This window comes from Microbacterium sp. cf046, from assembly GCF_900114345.1.
GTDB lineage: Bacteria > Actinomycetota > Actinomycetes > Actinomycetales > Microbacteriaceae > Microbacterium.
In genome coordinates, this window is record NZ_FOZJ01000001.1 from 1,227,698 (window position 1) to 1,239,916 (window position 12,219).

At 68.6% G+C, this 12,219-nt stretch carries 11 protein-coding genes; 5 read left to right on the top strand and 6 right to left on the bottom strand.

The genetic code is table 11. The features are described from left to right. Nucleotides 1-133 precede the first annotated feature (133 nt). The 5 genes from BM349_RS05570 to BM349_RS05590 all read left to right on the top strand — a co-directional run bounded on the left by BM349_RS05570 (nt 134) and on the right by BM349_RS05590 (nt 5,524). The gene (locus tag BM349_RS05570; RefSeq protein ID WP_091704176.1) at nt 134-1,192 is read left to right on the top strand and encodes a LacI family DNA-binding transcriptional regulator; all 1,059 of its coding nucleotides are present in this window, start codon (nt 134-136) and stop codon (nt 1,190-1,192) included. A gap of 100 nt (nt 1,193-1,292) precedes the next feature. Further along, complete coding sequence (locus BM349_RS05575) at nt 1,293-2,585, top strand: extracellular solute-binding protein (protein ID WP_091704178.1); 1,293 nt, start codon at nt 1,293-1,295, stop codon at nt 2,583-2,585. 11 nt (nt 2,586-2,596) lie between these two features. After that, nucleotides 2,597-3,547, top strand: coding sequence for a carbohydrate ABC transporter permease (locus BM349_RS05580; RefSeq protein WP_091704182.1), 951 nt, complete (start codon nt 2,597-2,599; stop codon nt 3,545-3,547). After that, a complete protein-coding gene (locus BM349_RS05585; RefSeq protein ID WP_091704184.1) occupies nt 3,544-4,452 on the top strand; it encodes a carbohydrate ABC transporter permease in 909 nt (302 codons plus the stop codon). Before BM349_RS05580 ends, BM349_RS05585 begins: the two co-directional genes overlap by 4 nt. Before the next feature lies 1 nt (nt 4,453). Beyond that, entirely contained in the window at nt 4,454-5,524 is a 1,071-nt protein-coding gene (locus BM349_RS05590) for a glycoside hydrolase family 130 protein (protein ID WP_091704186.1), read from the top strand. A gap of 108 nt (nt 5,525-5,632) precedes the next feature. Here BM349_RS05590 and BM349_RS05595 read toward each other — a convergent pair whose 3' ends face one another. The 6 genes from BM349_RS05595 to BM349_RS05620 all read right to left on the bottom strand — a co-directional run bounded on the left by BM349_RS05595 (nt 5,633) and on the right by BM349_RS05620 (nt 12,197). Then, a complete protein-coding gene (locus tag BM349_RS05595) occupies nt 5,633-6,433 on the bottom strand; it encodes an HpcH/HpaI aldolase family protein (protein ID WP_091704190.1) in 801 nt (266 codons plus the stop codon). Continuing rightward, entirely contained in the window at nt 6,418-7,203 is a 786-nt protein-coding gene (locus BM349_RS05600; RefSeq protein ID WP_091704193.1) for a 2-keto-4-pentenoate hydratase, read from the bottom strand. Before BM349_RS05600 ends, BM349_RS05595 begins: the two co-directional genes overlap by 16 nt. Before the next feature lie 108 nt (nt 7,204-7,311). After that, nucleotides 7,312-8,469 (bottom strand): 3,4-dihydroxyphenylacetate 2,3-dioxygenase, encoded by a 1,158-nt coding sequence (gene hpaD / locus BM349_RS05605; RefSeq protein ID WP_091704197.1) that lies wholly within the window; start codon nt 8,467-8,469, stop codon nt 7,312-7,314. Nucleotides 8,470-8,471: 2 nt separating this feature from the next. Continuing rightward, on the bottom strand, nt 8,472-9,992 hold the full coding sequence (gene hpaE / locus BM349_RS05610) for a 5-carboxymethyl-2-hydroxymuconate semialdehyde dehydrogenase (RefSeq protein WP_091704199.1): 1,521 nt from the start codon (nt 9,990-9,992) through the stop codon (nt 8,472-8,474). A 19-nt stretch (nt 9,993-10,011) separates the two neighbouring features. Next, nucleotides 10,012-10,707: a GntR family transcriptional regulator gene (locus BM349_RS05615; protein ID WP_091705018.1), complete on the bottom strand. Its 696-nt coding sequence runs from the start codon at nt 10,705-10,707 to the stop codon at nt 10,012-10,014. Next, nucleotides 10,704-12,197, bottom strand: coding sequence for a fumarylacetoacetate hydrolase family protein (locus BM349_RS05620; protein WP_091704202.1), 1,494 nt, complete (start codon nt 12,195-12,197; stop codon nt 10,704-10,706). The genes BM349_RS05615 and BM349_RS05620 overlap by 4 nt, the downstream gene beginning before the upstream one ends. Between the last annotated feature and the right edge of the window lie 22 nt (nt 12,198-12,219).

The window sequence follows — 12,219 nt, forward strand, 5'->3', positions numbered from 1 at the left end:
GATGCGCGTATCCCCCGAAAGGGCTTGACAGGATGCCGCGGCACTGTCGTCGGGGTATGGACAAGCGCTGGTCCGCCATGTATGGTGACCTAAACCGGTTTAATTAACCGGTTTAGATGACGAGGCGGTCGAAATGGGCGATGAAGCGCACGCGGGTCGTGGCCGACGTCCGACCATCGCCGACGTCGCCCAGCGCGCCGGGGTCAGCAAAGGGCTGGTGTCCTTCGCCCTGAACGGTCGGCCGGGCGTGAACGCCGTCACCCGCGACCGCATCCTCGCCGTCGCCGCCGAGATGGGCTGGTCGCCCGACGTGCGGGCGCGTTCGCTCAGTACGAACCGATCCTTCGCACTCGGGCTCGTCCTGCGCCGCGACATCGAGATCGTGGCAGGCGATCCGTTCTTTCCGGCGTTCATCGCCGGCGTCGAGCGCGAACTGTCGCCCGCCGGGCAGGCACTCGTGCTCGCATCCGTGCCCACCGGACCGCTCGAAGCCGATACGTATCGCAAGCTCGCGGCGGAGCGGCGGGTCGATGGCGTCTTCCTCGCCGACCTCCGCGCCCACGACGAACGCCTCGCGCTCGTGGATTCGCTCGGGCTCGCCGCGGTCACCCTCGGTCACCCCGACATCGACTCTCCGTTCGCCGCCGTCTCGGTCGACGACGTCGAGGGGATGATCGCGACGGTCGACCACCTCGTCGATCTGGGCCACCGGAGCCTCGCCCATGTGGCCGGAACGGCCGACATGCTGCACGCCAGTCGGCGGCGGGACGCCTTCCACGCGGCATGCGGGGCACGCGGCGTGGTGGGGCGGGTCGTCGAGACCGACTTCAGCGCACGGCAGGGCGGCGAGGCGACCCGCGAGCTGCTGGCCGGCGACGCGGATCGCCCGACCGCGATCACGTATTCGAACGACCTGATGGCGCTCGCCGGCATCGCGGTCGCGCAGCGGGCCGGGCTGTCCGTGCCCCGAGACCTGTCAGTCTCGGGATTCGACGACAGCGACATCGCCCGGTACGTCTACCCGTCGCTGACCTCGGTCGCCACCGACGCGGTGGAGTGGGGCGCCGCGGCTGCCCGGGTGCTCCTCGCCGCGATCGCAGGCACACCCCTCGAGGACACCGACCTCGCACCGGCGAAGCTCATCGCGCGCGAATCCACCGGACCCGCGCCGGGCGCGCCCCCTCCGCACTAGACATCCCCTCGCTCGGAAGCCTGGCCGATCCAGGCACCTCCCCCCAACAGATGAAATTCGGGATGCGGCAGCCGTCGCGTCTCCTCAGGAAGGAAGAACAATGCGAAGAAGCATCAAGATCGCGGCCATCGCCGCGGCCGGCACCCTGGCACTCACCGCGTGCAGCGGGGGCGGAGGCGGAGGCGGCGGAGGCGACGATCTCGAGGCCCACGGCGACATCACGATCTGGTACTCGAACAATGCGGCCGAGATCGAGTGGGGGAAGCAGATGGTGGAGGCGTGGAACGCCGAGCACCCCGACGAGCAGGTCAAGGCGCAGGAGATCCCCGCGGGCGACAGCAGCGAGGCAGTGATCGGCGCCGCGATCACCGCGGGCAACGCGCCCTGCCTGATCTTCAACACGTCGCCGGCAGCCGTGCCGCAGTTCGAGAAGGCCGGCGGCCTGGTGTCGCTGTCCAGCTTCGAGGACGGCGACGACTACATCAACGAGCGCAGCGGCGACAATGCCGCGCAGTACGCGTCCGCCGACGGCGAGTTCTACCAGATGCCGTGGAAGTCCAACCCCGTCGTCATCTTCTACAACAAGGCGATGTTCACGGCGGCCGGCCTCGACCCCGAGGCGCCGAAGCTCTCGACCTACGACGAGTTCCTCGACACCGCGCGGACGCTCACCGAATCCGGCGCGGCGCCCTACGCGATCTACCCCGCCCCGTCGAGCGAGTTCTACCAGTCCTGGTTCGACTTCTACCCGCTCTACGGAGCCGAGACCGGTGGCACCCAGCTGGTCGAAGGCGGCAAGGCGACCTTCGACTCCGACGCGGGCGCTGCGGTGTCCGAGTTCTGGGCGACGATGTACAAGGAGGGCCTCGCCGGCCAGGAGGCCTACAACGGCGACTCCTTCGTCGACGGCAACTCCGCCATGACGATCGCCGGGCCCTGGGCCATCGACTACTTCGGCGAGGACGTCGACTGGGGCACCGTGCCGGTTCCCACCTCCAAGGGCACCGCTGCGGATGAGACCTACACGTTCAGCGACGCGAAGAACGTCGGCATGTTCACCGCCTGCGAGAACAAGGGCACCGCATGGGACGTCCTGAAGTTCGCGACCGGTGAGGAGCAGGACGGACAGCTCCTCGAGCTGACCGGGCAGATGCCGCTGCGTCAGGACCTGACCACCGCCTACCCGGACTACTTCTCCGAGAACCCGGCGTACGAAGTGTTCGGCGACCAGGCCAACCGCGTCGTCGAGGTGCCCAACGTGGCGAACTCGATCGAGGTGTGGCAGACCTTCCGTGACGCGTACTCCAAGACCGTGATCTTCGGCGAAGGCGACATCCCGTCGTTCCTCACCGACACGGCCGCAGAGGTCGACGCCCTGGTCGGCCAGGGCTGACGGATCCGGCCATGGCCACGGTCACGACCGAGCCGGCGACGGACCGGGCGGACGCGCAGCACGCGCGTTCCGCCCGGCGCCGCCGTCGCATCCTCGGCGAGAATCCGCTCGGAATCCTCCTGAGCGCGCCCTACCTGATCTTCATCGGCGTCGTCTTCGCCTTTCCGCTCATCTTCGCGGTGTGGATGTCGTTCCAGGACTACTTCTTCGCGGCCCCCGGAGCGGACGTCGAGCGGGAGTTCGTCGGCTTCGACAACTTCGTGGCGGTCGCCACCGATCCGGCCGTGTGGCGTTCGTTCCTGAACGTCGGGATATTCCTGATCATCAACGTGCCGCTGACGGTCGTGCTGTCGCTGCTTCTGGCGACCGCGCTGAACCGGGTCGTGCGGGCGCGCCTGTTCCTGCGCGTGAGTTTCTATGTGCCGTATGTGACGGCATCCGTCGCCGTCGTCGGCGTCTGGCTGTTCATGTTCAGCGGCAACGGACTCGTGAACCAGGTCCTGGGTCCGCTCGCCCCCGACCCCTCCTGGTTGATCAACCCGTTCCTCGCGATGCCCACCATCGCGTTCTTCGTCACCTGGAAGCAGCTCGGGTTCTTCATCCTGCTGTACCTCGCGGCGCTGCAGGCGGTTCCGCAGGAGCTCTACGAGTCGGCGGCGACCGACGGGGCGGGCGCCGTGCGCACGTTCTTCTCGGTGACCGTGCCCGGCGTGCGATCCGCGACGCTGCTCGTCCTCCTGCTGGCGACGATCACGGGGGCGAACCTGTTCACCGAGCCGTATCTGCTCACGAACGGCGGTGGACCGAACGGGGCATCGACCTCGCCGGTCCTGCTGATGTATCAGAAGGGCCTGGAGCAGGGCAATCCGGATGTCGCGGCCGCCATCGGCGTGATCCTCGTCATCCTGGTGCTCATCCTGGCGCTGATCGAGCGCAACCTCGTGGGAGATGAGGAGTCATGACCACCACCGACTCGCGCGCGCAGGCGCAGACGACGACCCCGGCGGATGCTGCTTCCCCCCGCCGCCGCAAGCCCGGGCGCGCCGGACGGATCGCCCGCTGGATCCTCCTGGCCGTCGGCGCTCTGGCGTTCCTGTTCCCGTTCTATTACATGGTCATCGGATCGCTGCAGACCAAGCCCGACACCAGTCCGGCGGGGGCGTTCCCCAACCCGGCGAACATCACATTCCAGAACTACGTCGAGATCAACGAGCGCATCAGCCTGCTGTCGGGCCTGGTGAACTCGGGGATCTTCACCGGCGGGGTGATCCTGTGCACTGTCGTGTTCGGCGTCCTCGCCGGCTACGCGCTCTCGGTGCTGCACTGGCGAGGGCGCGGTGTGACGTTCTCGATCGCGCTGCTGGTGCAGATCGTGCCGTTCCAGCTGCTCATGATCCCGCTCTACGTGCTGATCGCGCGGGATTACGGGCTCGCCGACACCCACCTCGGGATGATCCTGCCGTTCGCGATCAACTCGGCGGCCGTCCTCATCTTCCGGCAGTACTTCCTGCAGGTGCCGCGGGCGCTGTTCGACGCCGCCCGGATCGACGGCGCGAGCGAATTGCGGATCCTGTGGAGCGTGGCGCTGCCGCTGGTGCGTCCGGCGCTGCTGACCGTCGTGCTGCTCACGTTCATCGGTCCGTGGAACGAGTTCCTCTGGCCGTTCCTGATCACGAAGGAGCCGTCGCTGCAGCCGCTTGCGGTGTCGCTCGCCAACTACATCACGACAGTCGCGGCTTCGGCATCCAATCCGTTCGGTGCCATCCTGGCGGGCGCTGTGGTCCTCGCGATCCCGGCTGTGGCGCTGTTCATCATCTTCCAGCACCAATTCCAGAGCACCGACATCGGGTCGGGCGTGAAAGGCTGACATGACCACCGCAGAGCTTTCGACTGTGCCGTACACGCTCACGCGTCTGGGCGTGATCATGTCGCCGGAGGACGGCAATCCGAACGAGGTCGAGGGGGTGCTGAATCCGGCATCCGGAATCGGGCCCGACGGACAGTTCTACCTGCTGCCGCGACTGGTCGCGGCCGGCAACGTGTCGCGCGTCGGGCTGGCGCGCATCGTCGTGGAGGACGGCGTGCCGGTCGGCGTGGAGCGGCAGGGCGTCGTGCTCGAGCCCGATCGGTCGTGGGAGCGCGGCGTCGGCAATGCCGGCGTCGAAGACCCGCGGGTGACCTGGATCGATCGGCTCGGCCTGCACGTCATGACGTACGTGGCGTACGGACCGCTCGGACCGCGGACGGCGCTCGCCGTCTCGGAGGACCTGCGCGACTGGCGCCGGCTCGGACCGGTACTGTTCGCGTACGAAGACGACCTGGATATCGACCTCAACCTGTTCCACAACAAGGACACCGTGTTCTTCCCCGAGCCGGTCACGGCGCCGGGCGGCGTGGAGAGCTTCGCGGTGCTCCACCGGCCGATGTGGGATCTGGGCGAGACCAAGCCGGGGCAGGGCATCGTCGTGCCGGCGGGCGTCACAGACAAGCGCCAGTCGATCTGGATCAGCTATGTGCCCGTCGCCGCGGTCGAGGCCGACCTGTCGGCGCTGACGTTCTGGCGACAGCATCGCTTCGTCGCGGGGCCCGCGTATCCGTTCGAGGAGGTCAAGATCGGCGGCGGTCCCGCACCGCTGCGCGTGCCGGAGGGCTGGCTGCTCCTGCACCACGGCGTCACCGGGAAGATCGACAGCGCGTTCTCGCAGCAGCAGAACGTCAACTACGCGGCAGGCGCGATCCTCCTGGACGCCGACGATCCGACACGCGTGGTCGCCCGCACCAGCGAGCCGCTCCTGCAGGCCGAGACCGAGGACGAGCGCAGCGGCATCGTGCCGAACGTGGTGTTCCCGACGGCGATCGAGCAGATCGAGGGCGAGCGCTACGTCTTCTACGGCATGGCCGACTCGAAGATCGGGGTCGCACGGCTGGACCACGTCTGACCTGCACGGCGAGACTGCGACTGCGCGCCGAGACTGCGGTCCTCACCCGCTGTCTCGGCGTGCCAGTGCAGTCTCGCGGTCAGAACGGCCACAACGGCCAGAACGAGGTCAGTACGAGGCGCGCGAACCTGCGTCGCCGGTGGCGAACCGCGCGGCGAGCGCCTCCGAGCCGCGGGCGAGCAGTGAGACGTCCGCTCCGACGAGGATGAACGACGCACCGGCCGCCAGATACCGGTCGGCGACGGCCGGGTCGAATGCGTTGACGCCGACCGGCTTGCCCGCGTCGCGCACGGCCTCGAACGTGCGCAGCACGGCGGCCTCGACATCCGGATGGGTCTGCTGACCGAGCACTCCCATCGACGCGGCGAGGTCGGCGGGGCCGACGAAGACGCCGTCGACGCCGTCGACCGCGGCGATCTCGGCTGCGGCATCCACACCCACCGCCGTCTCGATCTGCACGTACAGCGAAGCGTGATCGCCCGCGTTCTCGAGGTAGCCGTCGACCCGGTTCCAGCGTCCCGATCGAGCGAGGGAGTTGCCGATTCCGCGACCGCCGAGGGGCGGGTAGCGCACGGCGGCGACGGCCGCTGCGGCCTCGTCGGGGCTGGAGATCATCGGCACCAGGAGGTTCTGCGCGCCGAGGTCGAGCACCTGCTTGATGGTGACGACATCGCCGATGGGCACCCGTACGACGGGCGTGATCGGGTAGGCGGCGACCGCCTGCAGCTGCGCCAGCACGGATTCGAGCCCGTTGGGGGAGTGCTCCATGTCGATGAGCGTCCAGTCCATTCCGGAGCCCGCGCAGATCTCGGCGACGAGCGGCGACCCTGAGCACACCCAGATGCCCGCGAGAGGGCGGGATGCCGCGGCCAGCGCGTCGCGGAACGTGGGCTCTAGACGAAACGGCATGTGATCCTCCCCATCGGTCCATAGTCACAGAGCACGTCGTCGCCGCGCGAGACCCACATCGGCCGGGTGAACGACCCGGCCAGGATGATCTCGCCGGCCTCGAGCCGAGCACCGTGGTGGTGGAACTTGTTCGCCAGCCATGCAACCCCGGTCGCGGGATGATCGAGCACACCGGCGGCCACGCCGGTCTCGGTGATCTCGCCGTTGCGGTAGAGCAGCGCGGGCACCCAGCGCAGATCGATCTCGTCCGGACCCTTGCGCACGTCGCCGAGCACCATGGCTCCATAGGCCGCGTTGTCGGAGATCGTGTCGACGATGGTCCGGCCCTCCAGCTCGATGTGCGAGTTGAGCACCTCGAGTGCGGGGATCGCGTAGTCGATCGCGGCCAGCGCGTCCGCCAGTGTGCAGTCCGGACCCTCGAGCGGCTCCTTCAGGACGAATGCGAGCTCGACCTCGATGCGCACGTTCGAGAACTGATCCACCGGGATGTCGGCACCGCTGCGGTACACCGTGTCCTCGAACATGACGCCGTAGTCGGGCTCGCTGATGCCGGTGGCCTCCTGCATCGCCTTGGACGTGAGTCCGATCTTCCGGCCCACCAGCCGGCGCCCCGCGGCGACGTTCTTGTCGCGCCAGACTCCCTGGATCGCGTAGGAGTCCTCGATCGTCGCGGCCGGATACCGTGCCGTGATCCTGGGGATCACACTGTGCGCGCGGTCCGCGGCGGCGAGCTCGTCTGCGATCTCGGCGATCTGCTCAGGCGTCAGCATCGGCCCTCCTCCTCTGTCACGTTAGGGCGTTTCGTCTCGTCGCTGCGCTCCTCGCTCAAAGACCGAAGGCTCCGGTCGTTGAGCGAGCGAAGCGAGACGAAACGTGCCTCACAGCTGATGGCCGAGCTTGTACTCGCCCTGCTTCCAGCTGGGCAGCTGCTCGGGCTCGTCGCCCGGGCGGGTGTACGAGAAGCCGTCCGCGCCGATGGTGACGGCCATCTCGCTCGTGTCGGTGCGGGCGAGGACCGGCTTCGGGTTGCCGTCCAGGTCGAGCACGAGCGAGGCCTCCGTGTACCAGGAGGGCACGACGGGGTTGCCCCACCAGTCGCGGCGCTGGTTGTCGTGCACGTCCCACGTGATGACCGGGTTGTCGGGGTCGCCGGTGTAGTAGTCCTGCGTGTAGATCTCCACGCGGTGTCCGTCCGGATCGCGCAGGTACAGGTAGAACGCGTTCGAGACGCCGTGACGACCGGGTCCGCGCTCGATCGCGTCGGAGCGGCGCAGGGCGCCGAGCTTGTCGCAGATGGCGAGGATGTTGTGCTTCTCGTGCGTCGCGAACGCCACGTGGTGCATCCGCGGGCCGTCACCGCCGGTCATCGCCGTGTCGTGCACGGTGGGCTTCCGGCGCATCCATGCGGCGTAGACGGTGCCCTCGTCGTCCTGGATGTCCTCAGTGACCCGGAACCCCAGCGACTGCATGAAGTTGACCGCTCGCGGCACGTCGGGCGTGACCTGGTTGAAGTGGTCCAGTCGCACGAGCTCGCCCGGGGTGTGCAGGTCGTACCGCCACGACAGGCGCTCGACGTGCTCGGTCTGGAAGAAGAACTCGTACGGGAAGCCGAGTGGGTCCTCCACGCGCACCGAGTCGCCGATGCCCTTCGTGAATCCCTCCGCGCGCCGCTCGATGCGGCATCCGAGCTCCTCGTAGAAGGCGACCGCTCTGTCGAGGTCCTCCGGCGTTCGCACGCGGTACGAGAACGCGGCGACCGCGGCGACCGGGCCTTGACGCAGCACGAGATTGTGGTGGATGAACTCCTCGGTGGAGCGCAGGTACACCACGTCGCCGGTCTCTTCGGTGACGTGCAGACCCAGCACGTCCACATAGAACACGCGGGATGCCGCGAGGTCGGTGACGACGAGTTCCATGTAGGCGCACCTCAGGATGTCCGGCGGCGGGCTGCTGGGCGTCGGGACCGGGTTGTCGCTGGTGATCGGTGCCTCCTGCGAGACGGAGAAGCCGGAGGAGGTGAGGATCTTGTCGGTCACGATCAGGCTCCCTTGCCGAAGGTGGGGTTGTGCGCTTCGCCGAGTGTGATGTGCACTGCCTGCTGGTCGGTGTAGAAGTCGATCGAGCGGTACCCGCCCTCGTGGCCGAGTCCCGACGCCTTGACTCCGCCGAACGGCGTGCGCAAGTCTCGGACGTTGTTCGAGTTGAGCCACACCATCCCGGCCTCGATGGCCTGTGCGAAGTTGTGCGCGCCCTTCAGGTCGTTCGTCCAGAGGTAGGCGGCGAGCCCGTACTTCGTGTCGTTGGCCAGGGCCAGGGCGTCCTCCCACGTGTCGAACGGCGTGATGGCGACCACCGGCCCGAAGATCTCCTCCTGGAAGATCCGCGCGTCCGGAGCGACGTCGGCGAACACGGTCGGCGAGACGAAGTTGCCGGTGTCGAACCCCTCCGGCCGGCCGCCGCCGGCGACGAGACGACCCTCGGACTTGCCGAGCTCGACGTAGCTCATCACCTTGTCGTAGTGCTCGGGGTGCACGAGCGCACCCACCTCGGTCTTCGGGTCGTGCGGATACCCGACGACCACGCGCGAGGCCTGAGCCGCATAGCGCTCGACGAACTCGTCGTACACCTCGCGCTGCACCAGGATGCGCGAACCCGCGGTGCACCGCTCGCCGTTGAGCGAGAACACCCCGAAGATCGTGGCGTCGATCGCGGCGTCGAGGTCGGCATCCGCGAAGACGATCGCCGGCGACTTCCCGCCGAGCTCCATCGACAGACCCTTGAGGTACGGCGCCGCGTTGGCGAAGATCAGCTGCCCGGTCGAGCTCTCGCCGGTGAACGAGATCAGCGGGACGTCCGGATGCTTGACCAGCGCGTCTCCGGCATCCTCGCCGAGTCCGTTGACGAGGTTGAAGACACCCTTCGGCAGGCCCGCCTCCTCGAAGATGCCGGCCCAGAGCGACGCCGAGAGCGGCGTGAACTCGGCCGGCTTGAGCACGACCGTGTTGCCGGTCGCCAGGGCGGGGCCGAGCTTCCACGATTCGAGCATGAACGGCGTGTTCCACGGCGTGATCAGGCCGGCGACGCCGATCGGCTTGCGGTTGACGTAATTCAGCTGACGACCGGGCACTTTGTACGCGTCGTCGGCCTGGGCGACGATCAGGTCCGCGAAGAACCGGAAGTTCTCTGCCGCCCGGCGGGCCTGACCGAGTGCCTGCGTGATCGGCAGGCCTGAGTCGAAGGACTCGAGTTCGGCGAGCCGCGCGTCGCGGGACTCGACGATGTCGGCGATGCGGTGCAGCACGCGCGAGCGCTCACGCGGCAGCATCCGCGGCCACGGGCCATCGGTGAATGCGCGGCGCGCGGCGGCCACCGCGAGGTCGATGTCGGCCTTCTTGCCGGCGGCGGCCCGCAGGTACGTCTCGTTGGTGACCGGATCGAGCACGTCGAAGGTGTCGCCGTCGGCACTGTCGACGAACTCGCCGTCGATGTAGTGCTGGACGCGGGTGGGCAGATCGGCGGGCACGTGGTGCGCGCCGACCGCGGTCGCGGTGTCGGTCATGTCTCTCCTCGGGCGGTTCTCAGAAGGCGGGCAGGCCCAGTGCCTCGTCGGGGTGTTCGTGGATCAGATAGGCGTCGAGCGTGGCCGAGCGGTGCCGTCGGGCGACCTTTTCGATCTCGCCGAGCGGTGCGTCGTCCTCGATCAGCTGCAGGATGCTCTCGTGCTCTCGCACCGACTCGGCCGCGCGGCCGGGGACGAAGCTGAACGTCGAGTCGCGGAGGTGGCCGAGGCGCGCCCACTCGGCGTTCACGAGCTCGAGCATGCGGGGGTTGGCGCACCGGGCGAACAGGATCGCGTGGAACTCCTGGTTGAGGGCGGTGAACGAGCGCGGGTCGAAGTGGTCGAGCGTCTCGACCATGAGCTCGTTGACGGCGCGCGCGCGGCGGATGTCGTCGGCACTGAGACGGCGGGCGGCCAGCGCGGTCGCCGTGCCCTCCAGGATGCTGAGGGCCTGCATGCTGAACCGGTACTGCGAGTCGTCGACCATCGACACGTGCGCGCCGACGTTGCGCTCGAACGTCACGAGCCCCTCGGCCTCGAGCTGACGGATCGCCTCGCGGACCGGAACCACGCTCATGTCGAGCTCTTTCGCGATCGAGCCGAGCACGAGCCGGTAGCCGGGCGTGAAGTCCTGGTTCGCGATGCGCCCCTTGATCCAGTGGTAGGCGCGCTGGGACTTGCTCTGGGTGGCGGCCGGCGCGGCGCCTGCGCTCATCGTGTCGCGCGCCACGCGTCGTACCTGGCCTTCCACTCGGCGTTCATCGGGAAGAGTCCGTCGACCGGATGCCCCGCGGCGACCTGCTCCGCCACGTACGCGTCTTCGTCCTCCTGCGCGAGGGCCGCATCCGCGACCTCTTCGGCGAGTGCGGGCGGGATCACGATCACGCCGTCGCCGTCCCCGACGATGACATCGCCCGGCTGGACGGTCGTGCCGCCGCATCCGATCGTCACGTCGATGTCCCACGGGACGTGCTTTCGTCCGAGCACGGCGGGATGCGCGCCGGCGGAGAAGACGGGGATGCCGATCGCGGCGACCGCGTCGTAGTCGCGGACTCCGCCGTCGGTGATGATGCCGGCCGCGCCGCGTGCTTTCGCGCGGAGCGCGAGGATATCGCCGAGCGTGCCGGACCCGGTCTCGCCGCGTGCCTCGATCACGATGATCTCGCTGTCGCCGACCGCATCGAACGCCCGCTTCTGCGCGTTGTAGCCGCCGCCGTGGGAGGCGAAGAGGTCCTCGCGGCCGGGGACGAACCGGAGCGTCTTCGCGGTGCCGACGATCTTGGTGCCCGGGTGCATCGGCCGGACGCCGTCGATCGTGACGCTGTTCAGGCCGCGCTTGCGCAGCTGGGCGGACAGCCCAGCGACCGGGACGCGCATCAGCTTGGCGCGCAGCTGCGGTGTCAGCACCGGAGCCTCGGTCGCTTCGCTCTCTCGCTCGACGACCGTGGCCGCGGGGGAGCCCCATGCCTCGGCGCGCTGGGTGTCATCCACCGACGGCAGCGAGCCGAGTGACCCGTCGAAGGATGCCGTGCCCTGCGTGACCGTCGTGACCAGGCGTCCGGACGACAGCCCTCGTGCGGGGGAGTCGACCTCGACCTCGACGACGTCCCCGGGCTCGACGACGGAGGAGCCGGCGGGGGTGCCGGTGAGGATCACATCGCCCTCCTCGAGCGTGAAGTGCTGCGAGAGGTCGGCCACGAGCTGGGCGAGCGGGAAGATGAGTCCGGCCGTGGTGTCGTCCTGTGCGAGAGCTCCGTTGACCCACGTCCGCACCCGGAGTGCGCCGGGGTCGATGCTCCGGGCATCGAGCAGCACGGGGCCGATCGGCGTGAATCCGTCGCCGCCCTTCGATCGCACGTTGGAGCCCTTGTCGTTCGCGCGCAGGTCGTACAGACCGAAGTCGTTCGATGCGGTCACCCAGCCGACATGGCTCCACGCATCGGCCATCGCGACGCGGCGGACCGGTGCGCCGATGATGAGGGCGATCTCGCCCTCGAACGCGAGGAGTTCGGTGCCGGCGGGGCGCTCGATCGTGCCCCCCGACACGCCGACCGAGCTCGAGGGCTTGAAGAAGTACGACGGCGCCTCAGGACGGCGGCCGCGCTGATCCGCGCGCGACGAATAGCTCAGATGGATCGCGATGATCTTGCCCGGCCGTCCCGGCAGGGCGCCGAAACGAGCGGCTGCATCCGTCGAACTGCTCATGGGGCTCCCTCGCCTTGCGTTG

Coding starts and splice junctions, on each gene's coding strand:
- BM349_RS05570 (WP_091704176.1), top strand. CDS start 134: ATGGGCGATGAAGCGCACGCGGGTCGTGGCCGACGTCCGACCATCGCC.
- BM349_RS05575 (WP_091704178.1), top strand. CDS start 1,293: ATGCGAAGAAGCATCAAGATCGCGGCCATCGCCGCGGCCGGCACCCTG.
- BM349_RS05580 (WP_091704182.1), top strand. CDS start 2,597: ATGGCCACGGTCACGACCGAGCCGGCGACGGACCGGGCGGACGCGCAG.
- BM349_RS05585 (WP_091704184.1), top strand. CDS start 3,544: ATGACCACCACCGACTCGCGCGCGCAGGCGCAGACGACGACCCCGGCG.
- BM349_RS05590 (WP_091704186.1), top strand. CDS start 4,454: ATGACCACCGCAGAGCTTTCGACTGTGCCGTACACGCTCACGCGTCTG.
- BM349_RS05595 (WP_091704190.1), bottom strand. CDS start 6,433: ATGCCGTTTCGTCTAGAGCCCACGTTCCGCGACGCGCTGGCCGCGGCA.
- BM349_RS05600 (WP_091704193.1), bottom strand. CDS start 7,203: ATGCTGACGCCTGAGCAGATCGCCGAGATCGCAGACGAGCTCGCCGCC.
- hpaE (WP_091704199.1), bottom strand. CDS start 9,992: ATGACCGACACCGCGACCGCGGTCGGCGCGCACCACGTGCCCGCCGAT.
- BM349_RS05615 (WP_091705018.1), bottom strand. CDS start 10,707: ATGAGCGCAGGCGCCGCGCCGGCCGCCACCCAGAGCAAGTCCCAGCGC.
- BM349_RS05620 (WP_091704202.1), bottom strand. CDS start 12,197: ATGAGCAGTTCGACGGATGCAGCCGCTCGTTTCGGCGCCCTGCCGGGA.